Genomic DNA, 21,370 nt, shown 5'->3' on the forward strand with positions numbered 1-21,370 from the left:
GGTCGCTTGCCGCCTCCTTCCTGACCTGCCTTTTCACGGAACGTCTTCCGCCTGGCAGAAGCCGCCTTGCCGAGCCCCCGCACGCCTCACGAACCTGGGTCCAACCACGGCACGCGGGGCGACGGCGCCTCGCCGACAGGGACGGGAACTGCCATGCCGCACATGACCGCTTTTGCCAGGAATCAGTGGTACGTCGCCGCCTACAGCCACGAGGTGGGCCGGGAGGAGCTCCTCGGCCGGACGATCCTCGGTGAGCCGCTCGTGTTCTACCGGACCGAGGAGGAGGGCACGCCCGTCGCGCTGGCCGACCGGTGTGTGCACCGCCGGTTCCCGCTGCACGAGAAGCCGAGCCGGCTCGACGGTGACCGGATCGTGTGCGGGTACCACGGGTTCACGTACGACACGACGGGCACATGTGTGTATGTGCCGGGGCAGAAGCGCGTCCCGCGTACGGCGCGCGTCGCCTCGTACCCGATCGCCGAGCTGGACTCCCTGATCTGGGTGTGGATCGGCGACCCGGCCCTCGCGGACGCCGACACCATTCCGCGGGCCAGGCACCTGGACTCCCCCGGCTGGACGACCGTGCGCGGCATGGAGCCCATCGACGCCGACTACGGGCTCCTCGTCGACAACCTCCTCGACCTCTCCCACGAGACGTATCTGCACGGCGGTTACATCGGGACTCCCGAGGTCGCCGAGACGCCCATCACGACCGAGGTCGACGAGGGCGCGGGGATCGTGCGGGTGAGCCGGCACATGGACGATGCCGAGTGCCCGCCGTTCTACGCCAAGTCCACGGGCATACAGGGCCGGATCACCCGCTGGCAGGACATCGAGTACAGCGCGCCCTGCCTGTATCTGCTCCACAGTCGCGTCGCCCCGGTCGGTGTGGTGCCCGAGGCGGACGGCAGCGACCCGAACGGCTTTCACACCGAGGTGACGTACGCGATCACGCCGTCCTCGGACGGCAAGGTGTACGACTTCTGGATGGTCTCGCGCGACTGGGCGACGGAGGACGACGAGGTCACCGAGTTCCTGCGGAAGAACAACCACACCGTCGTCATGCAGGACGTGGACGCGCTCAACCTGCTGCAGAAGACGCTCGGCAGCGAGCGGACGGGGTACCAGGAGCTGAGCATCAACATCGACACCGGCGGCCTGGCCGCCCGCCGTATCCTCGCCCGGCTCGTCGAGGAGGGCGCCAAGCCCGTGGAGAAGGTCCAGTGAGCAGCCCGACGGGAGAGATCTACCGCATCGACTGGCTGCCCGGCACGGATGTGCTGCACGGCACCTGTCACTGCGGCCGCGAGCACACCTCGCAGGACCCGATCGAGATGTGGGAGTGGATGCTCGCCCACCCGCAAGGACACGAGCCGCGAGGAAACACTTCATGAGTGACGTGTACGAAGCCGAACTCGTCGTCGGCCGAAGGGAGTCCGCGGCCGACGGCGTGCTCGCCCTCACCCTGCGCCACCCCCTCGGCGAGCAACTCCCGGCCTGGGAGCCCGGCGGCCACATCGACGTCGTGCTCGGCCCCGGACTGGAACGCCAGTACTCGCTGTGCGGCGACCCGGCCGACCGCACCGAATGGCGGATCGCCGTACTGCGCGAGCCGGACGGGCGCGGCGGATCCGCCCATGTGCACGAGCAGTTGAGGCAGGGCGACAAGGTGCGGGTGCGCGGACCCCGCAATCACTTCGCCCTGGAGCCCGCGCCCCGCTACCGGTTCATCGCGGGCGGCATCGGCATCACACCCATCCTGCCGATGCTGGCGGAAGCGGAGTCCCGGGGCGCGCAGTGGACCCTGCTGTACGGCGGGCGCACCCGCGACTCCATCGCGTTCACCGAGGAGTTGGGCCGCTACGGAGACCGGGTCACCGTAGCGCCGCAGGATGAGACCGGCCTGCTCGACCTGGCGTCGGTGCTCGACGACGTCCCCGAGGGCACGCTCGTCTACTGCTGCGGCCCGGGTCCCCTGCTGGACGCGGTGGAGGCGCGCTGCCCGGCCGGGGTGCTGCGCCTGGAGCGGTTCACACCGAAGGAGCAGGAGACCGGCGAGAACACCGAGTTCGAGGTCGAGCTGGCGCAGAGCGGCCGGACGGTGACCGTACCGGCGGATGTGTCCGTGCTGGACGCCGTGCGCGGCGCCGGTGTGGAGGTGCTCTTCTCCTGCACCGAGGGCACCTGCGGGACGTGCGAGACCGATGTCCTCGAAGGCGCCCCGGACCACCGGGACTCGGTGCTCACGGACGCGGAGCGGGAGGCCGGGGAGACGATGATGATCTGTGTGTCCCGGTGTCGGGGGAAGCGGCTCGTCCTCGACCTGTAGCCATCCGCAGGTCCCGCTCGATCGCGGCGACCGTGTCCAGCAGATGCGGCAGCAGATCACGGCGGACCGACGCCACGGTGTTGCGGCTGGCGTGCACCGGGATGTTCACCGCCGCCACCACCTCGCCGCCCCGGTCCCGCACCGGGGCGGCGACCGAGCGCAGCCCCTCCTCCAACTCCTGGTCGACGACGGCGTATCCGCGCGCCCGCACCTTTTCGAGCTCGGCTCGCAGCCGGTCCGGGTCGGTGATCGTGCGCGGTGTCAGGGGGCGGAGGTCGGCCCGTGCCAGCCTCGATTCCCGTTCCTCGTCCGGCAGATGGGCGAGGATCACCCGCCCCACCGACGTGACGTACGCCGGGAAGCGCGTCCCGACGGTGATCGCGGCCGTCATGATGCGGCGGGCCGGCACCCGGGCGACGTACACGATGTCGTCGCCGTCGAGCACGCACAGGGACGACGACTCCCTTGTGCGGTCGACCAGTTGCTCCAGATGCGGTTCGGCGATCTGTGCCAGCGAGAAGCCCGCGAGGTAGGAGTAGCCGAGTTCCAGGACGCGTGGCGTGAGCCGGAACGCCCGGCCGTCGGCGTGCACGTAACCCAGGTCGACGAGCGTGAGCAGGAATCTCCGTGCCGCCGCGCGGGTCAGTCCGCAGGTGCGCGCGACCTCGGCGAGCGTCAGGACCGGGTGCTCCGCGTCGAAAGCGCGGATCACGGCGAGGCCCCGCTCGAAGGAGCGGACGAAGTGCGGGGCGCGGGCTGCTGCAGGCATCGTCGCCTCCACCTCAACAACTGTCAACAATATTGTCAGCCAAAGGCGTTGACCGCAGAGAACAAAAACTCTACCTTTCGCACTGTGCACCATTGTGCGCTGTGCGCACACCCTGTCGGAACAATGAAGTCTGTGCAGGAGGAGCCATGCGTCGTCTGCTCGCCGCTCTAGCGGCCGGAGCATTCCTGGTCACCGTGTCGGCCTGTGGCTCGTCCGGGGACGGTACGGGGTCGGACAAGCCGTCGTCCGGCGGCACCACCAAGGTCAAGGTCGGCGTGATCCCCATCGTCGACGTCGCCCCGCTCTATCTGGGGCAGGAGAGGGGCTTCTTCAAGAAGCAGGGTCTGGAGCTGGAGGTATCGCTCGCGCAGGGCGGCGCGGCGATCGTGCCCGCCGTCGCCAGCGGCCAGTACCAGTTCGGCTTCTCCAACTCGACCTCGCTGATGGTCGCCCAGTCCAACAACGTGCCGGTGAAGGTCGTTTCCAACGGCATCGCCTCAACGGGCGTGCAGGGCAAGGACTTCGGTGCCCTCACCGTGAAGGGCGACAGCTCGGTCAAGTCGGCCGACCAGCTGGAGGGCAAGAAGGTCGCCATCAACACCCTGAAGAACATCAACGAGACCGCGGTGCGCGAGTCGGTGCGCAAGGCGGGCGGTGACCCGGACAAGGTCAAGTTCGTCGAGCTCGCCTTCGACCAGATGCCGGCCGCCCTCGACAGCGGCCAGATCGACGCGGCCATGGTGGTCGAGCCGGCCCTCGCGACCGTCAAGAGCCAGGGCGCCCGGGAGATCGCCTCACCCCTCGTGGACGTCGCCCCCCACCTCACCGTGGCGATGTACTTCACGTCGACGTCCTACGAGCAGCAGAACGCGGCCGTCGTGAAGAAGTTCCGGACCGCCCTCGCCGAGTCGCTCGCCTACGCCGACGCCCACCCCGACGAGGCCCGCCAGGTCGTCACCACGTACACGAAGATCCCGGCGGCCGTACTGGCGAAGGTCACCCTGCCCGCATGGCCGGCCGACCCGGACCGTGCCTCCCTCGACGCGCTGCAGAAGCTCGGCCAGGACGACGGCCTCTTCAAGACGGCACCCGACCTGGACAAGCTGCTGCCGTGAGAGGACTCAACACCGCGCTCGGCGCCGCCGGACTCGCGGCCTTCCTCGCCCTGGGCGAGGCGGTGCCGCGGCTCGGCCTCGTCAAAGAGGCCTACTTCCCGCCCACCAGCCGCATCGCCGACGCCCTCGGCACCGAACTCTCCGACGACACCTTCTGGACGGCGCTCGGCGACACCCTCACCGGCTGGGCGCTGGGCCTGGTCATCGCCTCGACGGCGGGGATCGTCCTCGGCGTCGCCATCGCGGTGGTGCCCTATCTGCGCGAGGCCACGGCCTCCACGATCGAGTTCCTGCGCCCGATCCCCTCGGTCGCCCTGATCCCCCTCGCGGTGCTGATGTACGGCACCGAACTGCGCTCGGTGCTGCTGCTCGTCGTGTACGCCTCGTTCTGGCAGGTGCTCATCCAGGTCCTGTACGGCGTCCAGGACGTCGACCCGGTCGCCGAGGAGACGGCACGGTCCTACGGTCTCGGACCCTGGGCCCGGGTCCGCCACGTCCTGTGGCCGACCGCGCTGCCGTACGTCATGACCGGCATCCGGCTGGCCGCGGCCGTCGCCCTGATCCTCGCCATCACCGCCGAACTCGTCATCGGCGCACCGGGGTTGGGCGCCCGCATCGCGGTCGCGCAGAACTCCCAGGCGGTACCGGAGATGTACGCGCTGATCGTGGTGACCGGTGTGCTGGGGCTCCTCATCAACGTGGGCGCGCGTACCGTGGAGCGACGGGCCCTGGCATGGCATCAGTCGGTGCGCGGGGAGGTGGCGGTGTGAAGGGCGTTGTGCTGCGGCTGTTCTTCGTGCTCGCGCTGCCCGCGCTGCTGTTCACGATCTGGTGGTTCGCGTCCGACAGCAGTACCGACGTGTTCTGGCCGCCCCTGCGGACCATTCTGCAGACCTTCCCGGACGTATGGACGGGCGAGCGGTTCAAGGACGATGTGCTGCCCAGCGTGCTGCGGCTCTCGGCCGGGTACGCCGTGGCCGCCGTCGTGGGGATCGGCGTCGGCATGGTCATCGGCTCCTACCGGCGGGTGCGGGCGGTGTGCGAGCCGGTCCTGGAGTTCCTGCGGGCGGTGCCGCCGCCGGTCCTCGTCCCGGTCATCATGCTGTTCGCGGGCATCGACCACACGATGAAGATCGTCGTGATCGCCAGCGGCTGTGTCTGGCCGGTCCTGCTCAACACGGTCGAGGGGGTGCGGGCGGTGGACTCCGTGATGGCGGAGACGGCCCGCTCGTACGGCATCACGGGCGTAGCCCGCCTCAAGGACGTGGTGCTGCGCTCGGCGAGTCCGCAGATCTTCGCGGGGCTGCGGCAGGCCCTGTCGATCGGCATCATCCTCATGGTCATCAGCGAGATGTTCGCGGCCAGCGACGGCCTCGGCTTCACCGTCGTGCAGTTCCAGCGCAGTTTCGCGGTCCCCGAGATGTGGACCGGCATCCTCGTCCTCGGTCTGCTCGGCTTTGTGCTCTCCGTCGTCTTCCAGCTGGTCGAGCGGCGGGTCCTCGGCTGGTACCACGGTCTGCGGGCCTCGGCCAGGCGGTCCCCGTGACGCTCACGAAAGGGCGGTCCATGCTCGACATACGCGGCCTGCAGAAGGTCTACGAGGGGTCCGGGCGCCGCGTGGAGGCGGTGCGCGACCTCACCTTCACCGTCGAGGCGGGCGAACTCGTCTGCCTGGTCGGCCCGTCGGGCTGCGGCAAGACGACGCTGCTGAAGTGCATGGGCGGCCTCCTCGCGCCGACCGGCGGCGAAGTCCTGCTGGCGGGCCGGAAGGTGAACGGCCCGCCGCCCGGCATGGCGTTCGTGTTCCAGGAGTACGGGCGCAGCCTGTTCCCCTGGAAGCGCGTCGGCGAGAACGTCGAACTCCCGCTGAAGCAGAAGGACTTGACCAAGTCGCGGCGTCGCGAGCTGGTCGCCGACGCGCTGGAGTCGGTGGGTCTCGCGGACGCCGCCGGGGCGTATCCCTGGCAGCTGTCCGGCGGGATGCAGCAGCGGGTGGCGATCGCCCGCGCGCTGGCGTACGAACCCGAAGTGCTGCTGATGGACGAGCCGTTCGCGGCCGTCGACGCCCAGACCCGTGCCGATCTGGAGGACCTGGTACGACGGCTGTGGCGGGAGCGCGGCATCACCATCCTGTTCGTCACCCACGACATCGACGAGGCGGTGTACCTGGGCGAGCGGGTGATCGTGCTGTCCGCCTCCCCCACCGTCGTACAGGAGCAGCTGAAGGTCGATCTCCCTGACGAGCGCGACCAGTTGCACACACGGGTGGCCCCGTGCTTCGCCGAGCTCCGGACCCATGTGTACGAGCAGATCCAGGCGGCGAAGCGCGGGGTCCCGCAGGACGCGCTCACGAAGTCGGATACGCCTCCACCTCACTGAACTGTCCTGCCGGCCAGCCCGTGTTGGCGCTCACGGACAGGCGCAGGTAGCGAAGGCTCGTACCGCCGGGAAGGGAGATGGTGGCCGTGTTGCCGGTGGCGGGGTCGAAGCGGTAGCCCGCGGACCCCACGACCGTGGCGTAGGCCGAGCCATCGGTGCTGCCCAGCACCGTGATGGTCTGCGTGCGCGCTCCCCACGCGGAGGAGGGCGGCAGCTTCAGCACCAGCCGCCGTACGGCTTGGGTGGAGCCCAGGTCGACGGTCCAGGACTGCGGGAAGGCGTTGTTGGTGGACTCCCAGTAGGTGTTGGCGTCGCCGTCGACCGCCTTGCCCGGCGTGTAGACGTCCTGTGATCCGGTGGCGGTGGCCGGCCGGCCCTTGGCGAGGTTGCGGTTCGGGTCGGGGTCCGGGTTGCCCTGGCCGGGCTGCGGCCAGGTCGAGCAGTCCGACCAGGTGCTGTTCCAGCCGGAGTTGCCGCCGCCGTCGGTGAGGCTGAAGGTCCCGGAGTTCGCCGGATAGGGGCAGTTGTAGATGCCGACGGCCCCGACGCCCGTCGCCGTGACGTTGCGGAAGGTGGCCGCGCCCTGGGCCTCCGCCTGCACCACGACGGTCCCCGTGTTGCGCACGGTCGCGCCGTCCACGGTGACATTGCGGACCGGGTATCCCTGTCCGCCGCCGGACACGAACTCGAAGGCGCTGTACGGGCTGTCGGTGACGGTCGTGTTGGTGATGTTGACGGTCGCGTTGATCGCGCTGTCGTACGAGTCGACGCGCAACGCGCCCATCGGATGGTTCCAGTTGGGGTTCATCGCACCGGTGCGCACCAGCGTGTTGCCGTCGACCGTGATGGTGCCGGACAGCGGGTGGAAGGGGTCCAGGAACTTCTGGTTGGAGATCGCGATGCCGCTGCCGAGGGCGTTGGTGTCGGAGATCAGGTTGTTCTTCACGGCGATGTCGGTGCCGCCGTAGATGGCGATGCCGTTGGCCAGGTTCGGCTGGCTGATGGTGTTGTTCTCGAAGCTGCTGTCGGTGTCCGGCGCGTACAGGGACCACATGGCGAGCGCGTCGTCGCCCTGGTTGCGCAGGAAGTTGTTGCGGACGCGGACGCCTCGGGCGTTGCCGTTGAGGTTGAGGCCGTCGGCCGTCATGTCGAGGAAGCGGTTGTTCTCGACGACGAGGTTGTCGTTGTTGCCCAGCAGCCAGAGACCGACCTTGAGATGCTGGAGCCACATGCCGGAGACGCTGGAGTTCGGGCCCAGCGAACCGTTGACGAAGTTGTCCGGGTTGGAGTCGACGCGCTCGGTGACCTCGCCGACGACCGCGAAGTTCTTGATGTGCACGCTGCCGGACGAACTGGACTGGTCGATGAAGCGGGAGGTGTGCACGACCGAGTGCCAGCTGCCCGCACCTTGGAGGGTGACGTTCTGGACGCCGCTGAGCGAGGAGGTCAGCCGGTAGTCGCCCGGCGGGATCCAGACGACCCCTCCTTGAGCGGACGCGATGGCGTCCCGGAAGGCCTGTGTGGAGTCACCGTTGCCGCTCGGGTCGGCGCCCTTGGAGACGACGGACACGGACCCGGCGGGCTGGGCGGCGGCCGCGGCGACCTGCTCGAAGTCGGCCACGTCCAGGGTCACTTGGGTGCCCGTGGACTGGAAGGCGACCTTGTCGCCCGGCTGCACGTTCTGGCCGAGCACCAGGCGGGCGTTGTCATAGAAGTGGTGGGTCTTGGCGCCGGGGATCCAGGGGGTGTCGACGTAGGAGTACTTGGAGGTGACCGGGAGCGTCCGGGAGATCCGGGTGCCGTTGACGTACACGTCGAGCGTGCCCGACTGGCCGTCCGGGACGCTGTAGGCGAGGTTCACCGCGTTGGCCGCGCTCGGCACGGTGAACTCCACACGCTGCCCGGAGGCGATCCGGACGGCCTGGCGCCCCGACGCCTCCGAGGCGAGGGTGCCCTGTGTGTGGTCGGGGCCGATCTTCGAGCCGGTCGTGGTCGCGGACTCCGCCTCGACCGAGGTGAACGGGAGTGTGGCGCCGGCGGCCGCGTGCGCCGTGGGGGCGGTGGCGGTGAGCAGTCCGGCGGAGAGGGCCACCACCAAGGCGACTGGCATGCCCCTGACAGATCTCTGCATGTGCTGATCCCTTCGGAGTGGGGGTGCAAGGGGATAGCGGGAGTGCGTGCGGCCGGGCTCAGACGCGGAGCCAGACCGCGGTGTCCCTCGGCAGACTGCCGTCCGTGTGCAGTGGACCGCTGGCGAGGAGCAGTTCGGTGTGGGCGGGCAGCTGGGCGGGAGCGTCGCCGAGGTTCACCACGCACAGGGCGGTGGCGCCCCGGGTGAAGGCGAGAACGCCCTCGGGTGCCGGGAGCCAGCCGAGCGGGCCGTCGCCGAGTGCGGGGCGGAGGCGGATCGCCTCGCGGTAGAGGGCGAGCATGGAGGAGGGATCATCCTGCTGTCGGTCCACCGCATACGATGTCCAGTCGACCGGCTGCGGTAGCCACGGTGTCTCCCGCGAACCGAATCCCGCGTACGGCGCCTCGGCCGTCCACGGCAGCGGCACCCGGCATCCGTCGCGCCCCGGATCGACGCCGCCCGACCGGAAGTGCATCGGATCTTGTATGCGGTCGACGGGAACCTCCGCCTCGGGCAGCCCCAGCTCCTCCCCCTGATACACATAGACCGCCCCGGGCAGCGCCAGCGACAGCAGGGCGGCGGCGCGGGCGCGTCGGGTGCCCAGGGTGAGGTCGGTCGGGGTGCCGAAGGCCTTGGTGGCGAAGTCGAAGCCGGTGTCCGTGCGGCCGTAGCGCGTCACCGTCCGGGTGACGTCGTGGTTGCACAGGACCCAGGTCGCGGGCGCCCCCACCGGGGCGTGCTCGGCGAGCGTCTCGTCGATGGACCGGCGCAGTCGCCGCGCGTCCCAGGGACAGGTCATGAAGGAGAAGTTGAAGGCCGTGTGCAGTTCGTCGGGGCGCAGATAGCGGGCGAAGCGTTCGGTGTCGGGGAGCCAGACCTCGCCGACGAAGATGCCGTCGTACGCGTCGGCGATCGCCCGCCAGGAGCGGTAGACGGCGTGGAGTTCGTCCCGGTCGACGTACGGGTGCGGGTCGCGGCCCTCGACGAAGTCCGGCAGACGCGGGTCCTTGACCAGAAGGGCCGCTGAGTCGATCCGCACGCCGGCGACGCCCCGCTCGAACCAGAAGCGCAGGATGTCCTCGTGTTCCTGCCGGACCGCGGGATGGGCCCAGTTGAGGTCGGGCTGCTCGGGGGCGAAGAGATGCAGATACCAGTCGCCGTCGTCGAGGCGGCTCCAGGCCGGTCCGCCGAACTGTGACTGCCAGTCATTGGGCGGGAGTTCGCCCTCCGGACCGCGCCCGCGCCGGAAGTGGAACAGCTCGCGTCCGGGTCCGCCGGCCAGGGCGGCGCGGAACCAGGCGTGCTGGTCGGAGACGTGGTTGGGGACGATGTCGACGATGACGCGGATGCCCAGTTCGCGGGCCTCGGCGATCAGTTTCTCGGCCTCGGCGAGGGTGCCGAAGGCGGGGTCGATCGCGCGGTAGTCGGCGACGTCGTAGCCGCCGTCCTTCATCGGGGACAGGTACCAGGGGCTGAACCACAGGGCGTCCACGCCGAGTTCGGCGAGATACGGCAGCCTGGCGCGGACTCCGGCGAGGTCACCGGTGCCGTCGCCGTCGCCGTCCGCGAAGCTGCGGACGTAGACCTGGTAGATGACGGCGGAGCGCCACCACTCCTTCGGGGCTTGGGTGGGCTGTCCCACTGGGCTTCCCTTTCTGTAGACGGGGTGTCGGCGTCAGCCCTTGGTGCTGCCCGCGCTGATCCCGGCGATGATGTGCCGCTGGAAGACCAGGAACAGGGCGACCATCGGGATGCTGGCGATCACCATCGCGGCGATGAGCACGGTCAGCTGGATGTTCTGGGACAGCTGGACGAGTGCCACGCTGATGGGCTGTTTGTCGGTGTCGGAGAAGACCATCAGCGGCCACAGGAAGTCCTGCCAGACGGCGACGAGCGCGAAGATCGACACCACCCCGAGGACCGGCCGTGACATCGGCAGCACGATCGACCACAGGACGCGCAGCTTTCCGGCGCCGTCGATCTCGGCGGCCTCCAGGACATCGCGCGGGATCTGGTCGAAGAACCGCTTGAGAAGGTAGAGGTTGAAGGCGTTGGCGACGGCCGGGAGCCAGATGGCGAGCGGGTCGTTGAGCAGGCCGAGATCGGCCACGGTCAGGTATTTCGGCACCACCAGGGCCTGCGCCGGGACCATGAGGGTGGCCAGGATGCCGCCGAGGATCACCTTCCCGAAGACGGGGTTCAGCCTGGACAGCGCGTAGGCGGCGGCTGTGCACAGGACCAGCTGGAACGCCCAGGCGCCGGCCGCCTGGACCACCGTGTTCCACAGGTGCTGGGGCAGTTGCATCAGGTCCCAGGCGTCGCGGTAGCCGTCCGGGTGCCACCGCTCCGGGACGAGGGTGGGCGGTGTCCGCGCCACCTCGTCCGGGGACTTCACCGCGCCGGTGACCATCCAGTAGACGGGGAAGAGGAAGGCGAGCGTGAAGAGCAGGACGACGCCCGTGAAGACGGTCCAGTACAGGGCCTTGCCGCGGGGGCGGGCCAGGGTCGCCGGGGAGACGAGGGTCCGGGTGCTCACGCGGCGTCCTCCTCTCCGGAGCGGGTCAGGCGCAGATATCCGGCGGAGAAGGCCCCGAGCAGGATCAGGAGCATGACGCTCAGCGCGCAGGCGCCGCCGAAGTCGTTGTAGAGGAAGGCGTACTTGTAGATCAGGTAGAGGACGGTGACGGTGGCGTTCTCGGGGCCGCCGCCGGTGATGACGAACGGTTCGGTGAAGACCTGCATCGTCGCGATGATCTGAAGGAGCATCAGCATGAGGATGACGAAGCGGGTCTGAGGGATCGTCACATGGCGGATGCGCTGGAGGAGGCTCGCGCCGTCCAGCTCGGCGGCCTCGTACAGCTCGCCGGGGATGGACTGGAGCGCGGCCAGGTAGATCAGGACGGTTCCGCCCATGTTGGCCCAGGTGGCCACGATGACCAGGGAGACGAGCGCGGTGTCGGCGCCGTTGGACCAGTTCGAGGTCGGCAGGTGCAGGAACCGCAGCGCCTCGTTGGCGAGGCCGGTCCCGGGGTCGTAGAACCATTTCCACAGCAGGGCGCTGACCACCGGCGGGATCATCACGGGCAGATAGACCACGACTCGGAAGAACGCCTTCGCGTGCCTCAACTCGTTGAGCAGCAGGGCCAGTACGAAGGGGATCGCGAAGCCGATCAGCAGGGCCAGCGCGGTGAAGGTAAGGGTGTTGCGCCAGGCCGCCGTGAACTCCGGGTCGTGCCACACGCGGCTGAAGTTGTCGGTGCCGACCCACTCCGGTGACGAGCCCGGCGTGTACTTCTGGAAGGCGATCACGATGGCGCGGAGCGCCGGGTACCAGGAGAAGACGGCGAAGCAGAGGAGGCCGCCGAGGAGGAAGGCGTGGGCGCGGAGCTGGTCGGTGAGGCGGCGCCGCCTCCGGTCCCCTGCCGGGGGCGGCGCCTTGACCGGTCGTACGGCGAACGTCTCGACCGGTCGTCGGTGGGCCGTCCTGGTCATCGGGGTCAGCCCCGGGCCAGGATGCCGTCGATCTTCGCGGAGGCGTCCTTGAGGAGCCCGTCGATGTCGACGTCCTTCTTGGTGAGGACGGCGGAGACGGCGCCGTCGAGGACGGAGTAGATCTGCTGGGCGTGCGGTGGCTCGATCTTCATGTCGAGGTCCTGGTTGCCGTCGAGGAAGGCCTGGTAGTTCTCCACCGGGACATTGGCGTTGGCCTTCTTGACCTGCTGGTCCTTGGTGTCGGCGGCGCCGGTGAACAGACGCGGTTCGGGGAGGCCGACCGGGGCGTCGCTCTTCTTGGCGCGGGCGTAGTCGCCGAGGAAGCCGTCTCCGGGGGTGAGGAACATGTGGTCGAGCCACTTCAGTCCGGCGCGGATCTCGGCGGGGCTCGCCTTCTTGTTGAACATGTAGCCGTCGCCGCCGATGAGCGTGCCCTGTCCGCCGGGCATGGGGGCGAGGGCGAGGTCCTGGTACGCGCCGCCCTTCTCCTTCACCAGGATCGGGATGTTGTCGGGCGCGGAGAGGTACATGCCGAGCTTGCCCGAACCCATCATCTGCTGGACGTCGTTGATGACGAGGAGCTGCTTGCTGCCCATCGAGTCGTCGGTCCAGCGCATGTCGTGCAGGTTCTGGAGGACGGCCCGGCCCTCGGGGGTGTCGACGGCGGCCTTCTTGCCGTCGTCGCTCACGACGTCGCCGCCCTGGGAGTACAGCTCGGCGGTGAAGTGCCAACCGCCCTGGTTCTGGGCGCTGTAGTCGGCGTAGCCGACGGTGCCGTCGCCAAGAGCGGCGATCTTCTTTGCCGCGGCGCGGAGTTCGTCCCAGGTGGCCGGGGGCCGGTCGGGGTCGAGGCCGGCCTTCTCGAAGAGGGCGCGGTTGTAGATCAGGCCCATGGAGTAGCCGGTGCGCGGGATGCCGTACACCTTGCCGTCGACCGTGTACACGTCCCTCAGCTGCTGCTGGATGGTGTCGTAGCTCTTCAACTCCTTGACGTACGGCGTCAGATCGGCGGCCTGGTCGATGTCGACGACGTGCCTGGCGTCGGTGAAGTACGTGTAGAAGACGTCCTCCATCTGCCCGCCCGCGAGCTTGGCGTCGAAGGTCTTCGGGTCCTGGCAGGGGAAGGCGTCGTGGGCGACGACGTCGATGTCCGGGTTCTGCTTCTCGAAGGCGGCGACGTCCTCCTCGAAGAACGCCCGGTCGACCTTGGCGCTCTTGGGCGGCATGCAGTTGACCGTGATGCGGGTCTTGCCGCTCCCCGAGTCGTCGTCCGACCCGCAGGCGGAGGCGGTGAGGGCGAGGGAGCAGATGCTGAGCGCGACGAACGTACGGCGGAACCCGGTGCTTCTCATCGGTGGACCCCTCTGGGCATGAGCAAGGAGGGCACGGCGACGGGCGGAGTGAGCCCGCCGTGCTGGCGCGGCACACTCAAGCACCGGCGACATCTGTCCGCAAGATGCCGCGCAGAATCTGTAATTATTCGACAGCAGGATGGATCTCAGCTGCGAGGCGCTTGGGCCGTGGAGCCCCGGACCACCAGTTCCGGCTCGAAGAGCAGCTCCTCGGGGGTCACGGAACCGCCGCCGATCTGTGTGTTCAGCAGTTCCACCGCCGCCCGGCCCATGGCCTCGATGGGCTGGCGGACCGTGGTCAGCGGGGGTTCCGTGCAGTTCATGAACGCGGAGTCGTCGTAGCCGACGACCGACACCTGCGCGGGTACCCGAAGCCCCTTGCGGCGGGCGGCCCGGACCGCGCCGAGGGCGAGCGGGTCGCTGGCGCAGATGATCCCGGTGACCCCCCGGTCGATCAGCCGGGAGGCGGCGGCGTGACCGCCCTCGATGGAGAACATGGCCCGGGCGACATGCTCGTCGGGCAGCTCCCCCAGACCGCGGGCGGCGGCGAGCTTGCGCGCCGACGGCACATGGTCGTCGGGCCCCAGCACCAGCCCGATGCGCTCATGGCCCAGCGAGGCGAGATGGCGCCAGGCCTGCTCGACGGCGACCGTGTCGTCGCAGGACACCCCGGGAAAGCCGAGGTCGGCGATGGACGCGTTGACGAGGACGACCGGGATGTTGCGGTCGGCGAGCAGCCGGTAGTGGTCGTGCGGGGCGTCGGCCTGGGCGTACAGGCCGCCGGCGAAGACGACGCCGGAGACCTGCTGCTGGAGCAGCAGCGCCACGTAGTCCGCCTCGGAGACGCCGCCCTTGGTCTGCGTGCACAGCACCGGGGTCAGGCCGAGCTGGGCCAGCGCCCCGCCGATGACCTCGGCGAACGCCGGGAAGATCGGGTTCTGCAGCTCGGGCAGCACGAGGCCCACGAGCCGCGCGCGCTCCCCGCGCAACTGTGTGGGCCTCTCGTAGCCGAGCACGTCCAGGGCGCTCAGTACCGCCTGCCGGGTGGTCTCGGAGACTCCGGGCTTGCCGTTGAGCACCCGGCTGACCGTGGCCTCGCTGACCCCGACCTTCTTCGCCACCTCGGCAAGTCGTCGCGTCATGCGCGCAAGAATAGCGCAAGAAATGCAAACGGCTTGCGTGACGATGGACCGGGCTTGCGTATCTTTCGGTCTCTCCGGAATGCCTCTACTTCGCCGCCCACAGACCGCGGACGTGCCCGAGGTGGCGTGTCATCACCGCGCGCGTCGCCTGCTCGTCGCGTGCGATCAGTGCGTCGATGAGTTCGAGGTGCTCCTCGGCGGACGCCAGCAGCCGGCCGGCCTCGACCAGTGCCGTGAGCCCGTAGAGGCGGGACCGCTTGCGCAGGTCGCCGACGACCTCGACGAGATGGGCGTTGCCGGCGAGGGCCAGCAGGCCCAGGTGGAAGCGGGTGTCGGCCTCGACGTACGCCACGAGGTCGCCTGCCGCCGCGGCTCGCACGATCTCCCGGGCCGCCGGGCGCAGCGCCTCCAGCGAGACCGGGTCGGCGGTCCTGGCCAGCTCCGTCACCGTGGGGATCTCGATGAGCGCACGGATGTGGGTGTACTCGTCGAGTTGTCTGTCGGAGACGGCGGTGACCCGGAAGCCCTTGTTGGGGACGGTGTCGACCAACCCCTCCTTGGCCAGGTCCAGCATCGCCTCGCGCACCGGCGTCGCCGAGACACCGAAGCGGGCGGCGAGGGTCGGCGCCGAGTACACCTCGCCGGGCAGCAGTTCACCGGCGACCAGTGCGGCCCGCAGGGCGTCGGCGACGCGTTCCCGGTAGCTGCTCTTCTTGCCGCCGAGAACGGGCAGGGCCGGGGCGGTGGCAGGGGTGGGGGCGCTGGTGCGCTGGGCAGCCATGAGGGCGGTCTCCTAGTGGTGCAATGTCACGCGACATCGTCATTATCGACCTCAGGGATACCTGCCGGGACGCCAGGGACGGCCGCCGGGGAACGCCTAGAGGACGAATCCTGCCGGGAAGGGGTCGGCCGGATCGAGCAGGTACTGGGCGGTGCCCGTGATCCAGGCCCGGCCGGTGAAGCTGGGCAGGACGGCGGGGATGCCGGCGACCTCGGTGGTGCCGAGGAGGCGGCCGGTGAACTGTGTCCCGATGAACGACTCGTTCACGAACTCGGTGCGCAGGGGGAGTTCGCCGCGCGCGTGGAGCTGGGCCATGCGCGCGCTGGTGCCGGTTCCGCAGGGTGAGCGGTCGAACCAGCCGGGGTGGATCGCCATCGCGTGCCGGGAGTGCCGGGCGGTGGCGCCGGGGGCGTACAGGTGGACGTGGTGACAGCCGCGGATCGAGGGATCCTCTGGGTGGACGGGCTCCTCCTCGGCGTTGATCGCCTCCATGAGGGAGAGGCCGGCCCGGAGGATGTCGTCCTTGCGGGAGCGGTCGAAGGGCAGCCCGAACTCCTCCAGAGGCAGGATGGCGTAGAAGTTGCCGCCGTATGCCAGGTCATATGTCACCGTGCGCCCGTCGGCGAGTGCGATCTTGCGGTCGAGGCCCACGGAGAAGGACGGCACGTTCTTGAGCGTGACCGTCTTCGCGGCGCCGTCCTCGACCTCGACCTCGGCGACGACGAGTCCCGCCGGGGTGTCGAGCCGGATGGTGGTGACCGGCTCGACGACCTCGACCATGCCGGTCTCCACCAGCACGGTGGCCACCCCGATGGTGCCGTGGCCGCACATCGGCAGATAGCCGGAGACCTCGATGTAGATGACGCCCCAGTCGCAGTCCGGGCGGGTGGGCGGCTGGAGGACGGCGCCGCTCATCGCCGCGTGGCCGCGGGGTTCGTTCATCAGGAGCTGCTTGATGTCGTCGCGGTGCTCGCGGAAGTACAGCCGCCGCTCGTTCATGGTCGCGCCGGGGATCGTGCCGATGCCGCCGGTGATCACGCGGGTGGGCATGCCCTCGGTGTGCGAGTCGACGGCGTGCAGGACGAGTTTGCTGCGCATGACGCTCCTGATGAACCTGGGGGATCCGACGGGACGGTCAGACGAGTCCGGCGGCGACCGCCCGCTCGGTGGCCGCGCGCACCGCGGCCTCCTGCTCGGGCAGCAGCGGGACGCGCGGCGGACGGACGGGGCCGCCGTGCCGGCCGACGATGTCCATGGACAGCTTGATGGACTGGACGAACTCGACCTTGGAGTCCCAGCGCAGCAGCGGGTGCAGCTGCTCGTACAGCTTCTTCGCGGTGGCCAGGTCGCCGGCGACGGCCGCCCGGTAGAGCTCCACGCTCGCGCGGGGCAGCGCGTTCGGGTAGCCCGCCACCCAGCCCTTGGCGCCGGCGATCGCCAGCTCCAGGAGGACGTCGTCGGCGCCGATCAACAGATCGAGTTCGGGGGCGAGTTCGGCGATGCGGTACGCGCGGCGGACGTCGCCGGAGAACTCCTTGACGGCATGGATGTGGCCCTCGGCGTGCAGCTTTGCCAGCAGCTCCGGGACCAGGTCGACCTTGGTGTCGATGGGGTTGTTGTACGCCACGACCGGGAGCCCCGCCTTCGCGACCTCGGCGTAGTGGGCCAGCACGGACCGCTCGTCGGCGCGGTAGGCGTTGGGCGGCAGCAGCATCACGGAGGCGCAGCCGGCGTCCCTGGCCTGCTCGGCCCAGCGGCGGGCCTCGGCGGAGCCGTAGGCGGCGACGCCCGGCATCACGCGCTCCCCGCCGATGGCCGCCACGGCCGTCTCGACGACCTTGGCCCGTTCCTCGGGGGTGAGGACCTGGTACTCGCCGAGGGACCCGTTCGGTACGACGCCGTCGCAGCCGTTCTCGACCAGCCAGGCGCAGTGCTCGGCGAACTTGTCGTGGTTGACGGAGAGGTCGTCGTTCAGCGGGAGGGCGGTGGCGACGAGGACGCCGCGCCAGGGTCGACCGCCGGTGTTCTCGGTGCTGGTCATCAGGGATCCCGTCTATCAATAGGGTGTGACATTTTACTGGTGGCTCAGTCTTCCTCGGGCTCGGCGGCCAGGACACCGAGGGGCACCGGTCCGGCGAACGGCCGACGCGTGGGCGTGAGCGCGCACCGGGCGAGCCCCGCGACCGCGGGCCCGCACACCCGCCCCTGACACCAGCCCATCCCGGCCCGCGTCAGCAGCTTCACCGTCCGTACGTCCCCGGCGCCGAGCTCGTCGACGGCCTCGCGGATCGCTCCCCCGGTCACCTCCTCGCAGCGACAGACGACGGTGTCGTCGGTGATCTGCTCGGTCCAGTGGGCGGGCGGCACGTATACGGCGTCCAGTGCGGCGAAGAACGCGCGCAGCCGGGTGCGGGTTCTCGCGGCCGCGGTCCACTCGCGCGCGTCGGGCTCGATGCCGCGCAGTCGTGCCGCGATCGACCGGCCGGCGATGTGTCCCTCGGCGAGGGAGAGGGCGGAGCCGCCGATGCCGGTGGTCTCGCCCGCGGCCCAGACGCCGGGGACGTCGGTGCGCTGCTCGTCGTCGACCTGCACGTCCATCCCGTCGAGCCGACAGCCCAGCGTCTGCGCGAGGTCGGTGTGCGGCAGCATTCCGTGCCCCACGGCGAGCGTGTCGCAGGCGATACGGCGCCCGGTGCCGGACCTGACCCGCCCGTCGGCGTCGAGCGCCGCGACGGTCACCGCCTCCAGGCGCAGCACGCCGTGCGCCTCGACGACGGTGTGGCGGACAAGGGTGCGCACCCGGTGCCGGAACAACTGGGCCCCGTACCGGGCGCCTTCGGCGACTTTGCCGGGCTGCACCGCCAGGGCGCGGGTCCGCCGTACGAAGTCCTTCGGGTCGGCGGACTCGACCAGCGCGGCCACCTCCACACCGGCGGCGGCGAGCCCTGTCGCGACGGGGAGCAGCAGCGGGCCGGTGCCGGCGACCACAGCGGTGCGTCCGGACACGGCGAGGGTGCCCTTGAGCATGGCCTGGGCGCCGCCCGCCGTCACGACGCCGGGGAGGGTCCAGCCGGGGAACGGCAGGACCTTCTCGTAGCCGCCGGTGGCGAGGAGCACGGCGTCGGCTCGGACCGCGACGGGGTGCTCCTGCTCGGGGCCGAGCAGGGCGTGCACGGTGAAGCCGGCGTCCCGCGGCTCGACGAACCACACATGATGCTCCGTCAAGTGCCGTACCCCACCCGCCTCTACGTGGGTTCGCAGGCTGTCCCTCAGCCGTTCCCAGGTGCGCCATTGGTGGTGCAGGGCCTGCGGGCGGCGAGCGCGGAGGCCTGCGGCGGGCCGGCGGTAGAACTGTCCGCCGGCGTCCGCGGCCGAGTCGATCAAGGTGACCCGTACGCCCCCGGACGCGGCGGCGACGGCCGCGGCGAGCCCGGCGGGGCCCGCGCCGATCACGGCGAGGTGCGGCCGGTCAGTCATCGTGGCCCGTCCCCTCCTGCGTACGGATCGCGTCGCCCGGCCGCACGGGCACGAGGCAAGCCCGCCGGTTGGGGCGGTCGTTGACGGTCACCAGGCAGTCGAAGCAGACGCCGATCCCGCAGAAGACGCCGCGTGGCCGGCCCTCCGCGCGGGTGGTGCGCCAGGAGGTGACACCGGCGGCCCAGAGTGCGGCGGCGACGGTCTGTCCGGGCAGGGCCTCGATCTCGCGGCCGTCGAACGTGACCGTGAAGGCCAGGTCCGGCCGGGCGTCGGCCAGTTCGAACGGGGATCTCACGCGGTCTCCTCCACGGGGGCGGGGAAGCGGTCGGGGCGGAACGGCGTCAGGTCCAGCTCGGGCGTCTTCGCGGTCAGCGCCTGGGCGATCAACTGCCCGGTACCGGTGGCCAGTCCGATGCCCGCGCCCTCGTGTCCGCAGGCGTGGTGCAGACCGGGGACGCGCGGGTCGGGGCCGATCGCGGGGAGGTGGTCGGGCATGTACGGGCGGAATCCGAGGTAGGCGCGCATCGCCCGGACGTCCGTGAGGAACGGGAACAGCCGGGTCGCACCCGCCGCCAGGGCCCGTACGACCGGCAGCGAGAACGACCGGTCGAAGCCGACCCGTTCCCGGCTCGCGCCGATCAGCACGGGCCCCGCGGCCGTCCCTTCCACGACCGGCGAGGTCTGGAGCGCGGCCGAGTCGCTGGCCACGTCGGCCACGTAGTCGGCGGCGTACACCTTGTGCCGGACCATCCGCGGAAGAGGTTCGGTGACCAGGACGAAGCCGCGCCGCGGGAGGACGGGGAGGCGGGTTCCCGCGAGCGCGGCCAGTTCGGCGCCCCAGGTGCCGGCCGCGTTGACGACCGCGGGGGCGTCGATGTCGCCCCGGTCCGTGCGGACGCCGCACACCGCGCCGTCCGGGGTGAGCAGAACGTCCGTGACGGTCCGGCCGGTGAACAGCCGTGCGCCGGAGGCGCGGACCAGGTGAGCGGCGGCCAGCGCGGGCATGACCTGGCAGTCCTGCGGATACAGCACCCCGCCGGGAAGACCCGGGGCGAGGTGGGGTTCGAGGTCGTACAGTCCGTCTCCTACGACGGTTTCGGCGACGACCCCGGCGGCGCGCTGGGAGTCGGCGAACCGTTCGAGCCCGGCGAGTCCGTCCGGCGTCGAGGCGACGACCACGCCGCCCTTGGCCTCGTACTCGACGGCCTCCCCCAACTCCTCGGCGAGCTCCGCCCACAGGCGCCCCGACAGCAGGGCCAGGTCCAGTTCGGGGCCGGGTTCCTTGTCGGAGACGAGGAGGTTGCCCTCGCCCGCTCCGGTCGTGCCGCCGGCCACCGGGCCACGGTCCACGAGGATCACGTCGAGGCCCGCCCGGGCCGCGTACAGGGCGCAGGCCGCGCCCACCATTCCGGCCCCGACGACCACGACATCGCAGGTCAGTCGCTTGCTCACGGCAGTACTATGTCACATACCTCTCTATCTGGGAACGCCGCCACACAGCACCGCACAGAAGGAAAGAGGTGTCCGACGCGGTCGAGGACCGGCGTGGGCCGCGGCCTCACTCCGCCGCGGGGACCACCGTCAGGTGAGCGGCGGAACGGCGTGCGCCGCGCGACCTGGGCGTCGCGGGGCGCGTCTCGCGCAGTACCAGGGTCAGCCGGGCGTAGCCCAGCTCCCGGAGGGTGGAGGACGTCTCGTCGACGACACGGCAGTCGGTGGCGCCCCAGCGCGGGTCGGGGTGCAGGACCGGGCGGACCCCGCCGTCGTGGGCGAAGGCCCGCTCGCCGACGGCGCGGATCCAGTGCGGCAGGCCGTGCCGGTAGGCGGCCTCCATGATGGGGTCCTGGGCGATGTCCCGGCGGATCGACTGCAGCCCCTGGTCATGGCCGTGACGCTCCACGGCGGCCGCGAAGTGGGCGAGCATCGGCAGGCACCAACTGGACTCGTGCTCACCGAGCACCGTGCCCGCGTCCGGGTGGAACAGGACGAACCTGAGGAAGTTGTCGTCGGGCATGGCGGTGGGATGCGGGCCCACACCACGGAAAAGTGTCTCGAAAGCGGTGTTCGACAGCACGACGTCCCACCGGTGGTCGAGAACGACCGAGGGAAAGGGAACCGCTTCCAGGAGGGTGGCGTAGTCCTGCAGATACGCCCGGGCCTCAAGACTCTCGGGGACGGGCCGCGGCTCCGGCCGCTGCCCTCCTGCCTGTTGTGCCATCGGGAGGTCACCCCTCTTGCCTATGCGGCCTTCACGCGGCGCCCTGATCCTGCTGCCCGGGCGCGAGGCGTGTCAACTATCGTGGCATTTCATGCCTGTTGACGGCTGAAATTGGCCACAGTTGTGGCGAGACCTGGATGTAAGTTCGAACGAGGGGCTACTCTCCCCGGAGTTCACGGCAACCG

At 70.3% G+C, this 21,370-nt stretch carries 21 protein-coding genes; 7 read left to right on the forward strand and 14 right to left on the reverse strand.

Going from position 1 to position 21,370, the window contains the following annotated elements; translation table 11 throughout:
• The first annotated feature begins 153 nt into the window (after nucleotides 1–153).
• From ACIOHP_RS42395 to ACIOHP_RS42405, 3 genes are read left to right on the forward strand one after another with little or no spacing between them, the layout of a single operon-like run.
• Nucleotides 154–1,227 carry an aromatic ring-hydroxylating dioxygenase subunit alpha gene (locus tag ACIOHP_RS42395; protein ID WP_361543455.1) on the forward strand — a complete coding sequence of 358 codons (1,074 nt, stop codon included), beginning with the start codon at nucleotides 154–156 and terminating at the stop codon, nucleotides 1,225–1,227.
• Nucleotides 1,224–1,394: a hypothetical protein gene (locus ACIOHP_RS42400; RefSeq protein WP_266885683.1), complete on the forward strand. Its 171-nt coding sequence runs from the start codon at nucleotides 1,224–1,226 to the stop codon at nucleotides 1,392–1,394. The genes ACIOHP_RS42395 and ACIOHP_RS42400 overlap by 4 nt, the downstream gene beginning before the upstream one ends.
• A complete protein-coding gene (locus ACIOHP_RS42405; protein ID WP_401895951.1) occupies nucleotides 1,391–2,329 on the forward strand; it encodes a PDR/VanB family oxidoreductase in 939 nt (312 codons plus the stop codon). Before ACIOHP_RS42400 ends, ACIOHP_RS42405 begins: the two co-directional genes overlap by 4 nt.
• Here the strand turns inward: ACIOHP_RS42405 and ACIOHP_RS42410 are convergent.
• A complete protein-coding gene (locus ACIOHP_RS42410) occupies nucleotides 2,244–3,098 on the reverse strand; it encodes an IclR family transcriptional regulator C-terminal domain-containing protein (protein ID WP_361543461.1) in 855 nt (284 codons plus the stop codon). The two genes, ACIOHP_RS42405 and ACIOHP_RS42410, sit on opposite strands and share 86 nt — an antisense overlap.
• Before the next feature lie 146 nt (nucleotides 3,099–3,244).
• On the opposite strand from ACIOHP_RS42410, the gene ACIOHP_RS42415 reads away from it, so the two are divergent.
• Genes ACIOHP_RS42415 through ACIOHP_RS42430 form a run of 4 tightly spaced genes read left to right on the forward strand, consistent with a single transcriptional unit; the run spans nucleotide 3,245 to nucleotide 6,592 of the window.
• Complete coding sequence (locus tag ACIOHP_RS42415) at nucleotides 3,245–4,213, forward strand: ABC transporter substrate-binding protein (RefSeq protein WP_401895954.1); 969 nt, start codon at nucleotides 3,245–3,247, stop codon at nucleotides 4,211–4,213.
• On the forward strand, nucleotides 4,210–4,983 hold the full coding sequence (locus ACIOHP_RS42420; protein WP_307023648.1) for an ABC transporter permease: 774 nt from the start codon (nucleotides 4,210–4,212) through the stop codon (nucleotides 4,981–4,983). The genes ACIOHP_RS42415 and ACIOHP_RS42420 overlap by 4 nt, the downstream gene beginning before the upstream one ends.
• Nucleotides 4,947–5,759, forward strand: coding sequence for an ABC transporter permease (locus ACIOHP_RS42425; RefSeq protein ID WP_401895956.1), 813 nt, complete (start codon nucleotides 4,947–4,949; stop codon nucleotides 5,757–5,759). The genes ACIOHP_RS42420 and ACIOHP_RS42425 overlap by 37 nt, the downstream gene beginning before the upstream one ends.
• A gap of 20 nt (nucleotides 5,760–5,779) precedes the next feature.
• Entirely contained in the window at nucleotides 5,780–6,592 is an 813-nt protein-coding gene (locus tag ACIOHP_RS42430; RefSeq protein WP_401895958.1) for an ABC transporter ATP-binding protein, read from the forward strand.
• On the opposite strand, the gene ACIOHP_RS42435 is transcribed toward ACIOHP_RS42430, so the two are convergent.
• The 13 genes from ACIOHP_RS42435 to ACIOHP_RS42495 all read right to left on the reverse strand — a co-directional run bounded on the left by ACIOHP_RS42435 (nucleotide 6,561) and on the right by ACIOHP_RS42495 (nucleotide 21,185).
• The gene (locus ACIOHP_RS42435) at nucleotides 6,561–8,702 is read right to left on the reverse strand and encodes a discoidin domain-containing protein (protein ID WP_401895961.1); all 2,142 of its coding nucleotides are present in this window, start codon (nucleotides 8,700–8,702) and stop codon (nucleotides 6,561–6,563) included. The two genes, ACIOHP_RS42430 and ACIOHP_RS42435, sit on opposite strands and share 32 nt — an antisense overlap.
• Nucleotides 8,703–8,781: 79 nt before the next feature.
• Nucleotides 8,782–10,365, reverse strand: coding sequence for a glycoside hydrolase family 13 protein (locus ACIOHP_RS42440; protein WP_401895963.1), 1,584 nt, complete (start codon nucleotides 10,363–10,365; stop codon nucleotides 8,782–8,784).
• 33 nt (nucleotides 10,366–10,398) lie between these two features.
• Complete coding sequence (locus ACIOHP_RS42445; RefSeq protein WP_401895966.1) at nucleotides 10,399–11,259, reverse strand: carbohydrate ABC transporter permease; 861 nt, start codon at nucleotides 11,257–11,259, stop codon at nucleotides 10,399–10,401.
• Entirely contained in the window at nucleotides 11,256–12,215 is a 960-nt protein-coding gene (locus ACIOHP_RS42450) for a carbohydrate ABC transporter permease (protein ID WP_401895968.1), read from the reverse strand. Before ACIOHP_RS42450 ends, ACIOHP_RS42445 begins: the two co-directional genes overlap by 4 nt.
• 5 nt (nucleotides 12,216–12,220) lie before the next feature.
• Nucleotides 12,221–13,567, reverse strand: coding sequence for an ABC transporter substrate-binding protein (locus ACIOHP_RS42455; RefSeq protein ID WP_401895970.1), 1,347 nt, complete (start codon nucleotides 13,565–13,567; stop codon nucleotides 12,221–12,223).
• A gap of 146 nt (nucleotides 13,568–13,713) precedes the next feature.
• On the reverse strand, nucleotides 13,714–14,709 hold the full coding sequence (locus ACIOHP_RS42460) for a LacI family DNA-binding transcriptional regulator (protein ID WP_307023656.1): 996 nt from the start codon (nucleotides 14,707–14,709) through the stop codon (nucleotides 13,714–13,716).
• An 85-nt stretch (nucleotides 14,710–14,794) separates the two neighbouring features.
• Nucleotides 14,795–15,490, reverse strand: coding sequence for a GntR family transcriptional regulator (locus ACIOHP_RS42465; RefSeq protein WP_266885698.1), 696 nt, complete (start codon nucleotides 15,488–15,490; stop codon nucleotides 14,795–14,797).
• Between the two features lie 96 nt (nucleotides 15,491–15,586).
• Complete coding sequence (locus tag ACIOHP_RS42470; RefSeq protein ID WP_401895971.1) at nucleotides 15,587–16,588, reverse strand: proline racemase family protein; 1,002 nt, start codon at nucleotides 16,586–16,588, stop codon at nucleotides 15,587–15,589.
• Between the two features lie 37 nt (nucleotides 16,589–16,625).
• Entirely contained in the window at nucleotides 16,626–17,531 is a 906-nt protein-coding gene (locus tag ACIOHP_RS42475; RefSeq protein ID WP_401895973.1) for a dihydrodipicolinate synthase family protein, read from the reverse strand.
• Nucleotides 17,532–17,575: 44 nt separating this feature from the next.
• Complete coding sequence (locus tag ACIOHP_RS42480) at nucleotides 17,576–18,967, reverse strand: FAD-dependent oxidoreductase (protein ID WP_401895976.1); 1,392 nt, start codon at nucleotides 18,965–18,967, stop codon at nucleotides 17,576–17,578.
• Entirely contained in the window at nucleotides 18,960–19,262 is a 303-nt protein-coding gene (locus ACIOHP_RS42485) for a (2Fe-2S)-binding protein (protein WP_401895978.1), read from the reverse strand. The genes ACIOHP_RS42480 and ACIOHP_RS42485 overlap by 8 nt, the downstream gene beginning before the upstream one ends.
• Nucleotides 19,259–20,419 carry an NAD(P)/FAD-dependent oxidoreductase gene (locus ACIOHP_RS42490; protein WP_401895980.1) on the reverse strand — a complete coding sequence of 387 codons (1,161 nt, stop codon included), beginning with the start codon at nucleotides 20,417–20,419 and terminating at the stop codon, nucleotides 19,259–19,261. Before ACIOHP_RS42490 ends, ACIOHP_RS42485 begins: the two co-directional genes overlap by 4 nt.
• A gap of 106 nt (nucleotides 20,420–20,525) precedes the next feature.
• On the reverse strand, nucleotides 20,526–21,185 hold the full coding sequence (locus ACIOHP_RS42495; RefSeq protein WP_361543503.1) for a hypothetical protein: 660 nt from the start codon (nucleotides 21,183–21,185) through the stop codon (nucleotides 20,526–20,528).
• Nucleotides 21,186–21,370: the final 185 nt, after the last annotated feature.

Source organism: Streptomyces sp. NPDC087859 (genome assembly GCF_044742595.1).
Taxonomy (GTDB): Bacteria; Actinomycetota; Actinomycetes; order Streptomycetales; family Streptomycetaceae; genus Streptomyces; species Streptomyces canus_F.

Coding starts and splice junctions, on each gene's coding strand:
- ACIOHP_RS42465 (WP_266885698.1), bottom strand. CDS start 15,490: ATGGCTGCCCAGCGCACCAGCGCCCCCACCCCTGCCACCGCCCCGGCC.
- ACIOHP_RS42405 (WP_401895951.1), top strand. CDS start 1,391: ATGAGTGACGTGTACGAAGCCGAACTCGTCGTCGGCCGAAGGGAGTCC.
- ACIOHP_RS42450 (WP_401895968.1), bottom strand. CDS start 12,215: ATGACCAGGACGGCCCACCGACGACCGGTCGAGACGTTCGCCGTACGA.
- ACIOHP_RS42430 (WP_401895958.1), top strand. CDS start 5,780: ATGCTCGACATACGCGGCCTGCAGAAGGTCTACGAGGGGTCCGGGCGC.
- ACIOHP_RS42455 (WP_401895970.1), bottom strand. CDS start 13,567: ATGAGAAGCACCGGGTTCCGCCGTACGTTCGTCGCGCTCAGCATCTGC.
- ACIOHP_RS42470 (WP_401895971.1), bottom strand. CDS start 16,588: ATGCGCAGCAAACTCGTCCTGCACGCCGTCGACTCGCACACCGAGGGC.
- ACIOHP_RS42435 (WP_401895961.1), bottom strand. CDS start 8,702: ATGCCAGTCGCCTTGGTGGTGGCCCTCTCCGCCGGACTGCTCACCGCC.
- ACIOHP_RS42480 (WP_401895976.1), bottom strand. CDS start 18,967: ATGACTGACCGGCCGCACCTCGCCGTGATCGGCGCGGGCCCCGCCGGG.
- ACIOHP_RS42460 (WP_307023656.1), bottom strand. CDS start 14,709: ATGACGCGACGACTTGCCGAGGTGGCGAAGAAGGTCGGGGTCAGCGAG.
- ACIOHP_RS42395 (WP_361543455.1), top strand. CDS start 154: ATGCCGCACATGACCGCTTTTGCCAGGAATCAGTGGTACGTCGCCGCC.
- ACIOHP_RS42495 (WP_361543503.1), bottom strand. CDS start 21,185: ATGGCACAACAGGCAGGAGGGCAGCGGCCGGAGCCGCGGCCCGTCCCC.
- ACIOHP_RS42410 (WP_361543461.1), bottom strand. CDS start 3,098: ATGCCTGCAGCAGCCCGCGCCCCGCACTTCGTCCGCTCCTTCGAGCGG.
- ACIOHP_RS42415 (WP_401895954.1), top strand. CDS start 3,245: ATGCGTCGTCTGCTCGCCGCTCTAGCGGCCGGAGCATTCCTGGTCACC.
- ACIOHP_RS42425 (WP_401895956.1), top strand. CDS start 4,947: ATGGCATCAGTCGGTGCGCGGGGAGGTGGCGGTGTGAAGGGCGTTGTG.
- ACIOHP_RS42475 (WP_401895973.1), bottom strand. CDS start 17,531: ATGACCAGCACCGAGAACACCGGCGGTCGACCCTGGCGCGGCGTCCTC.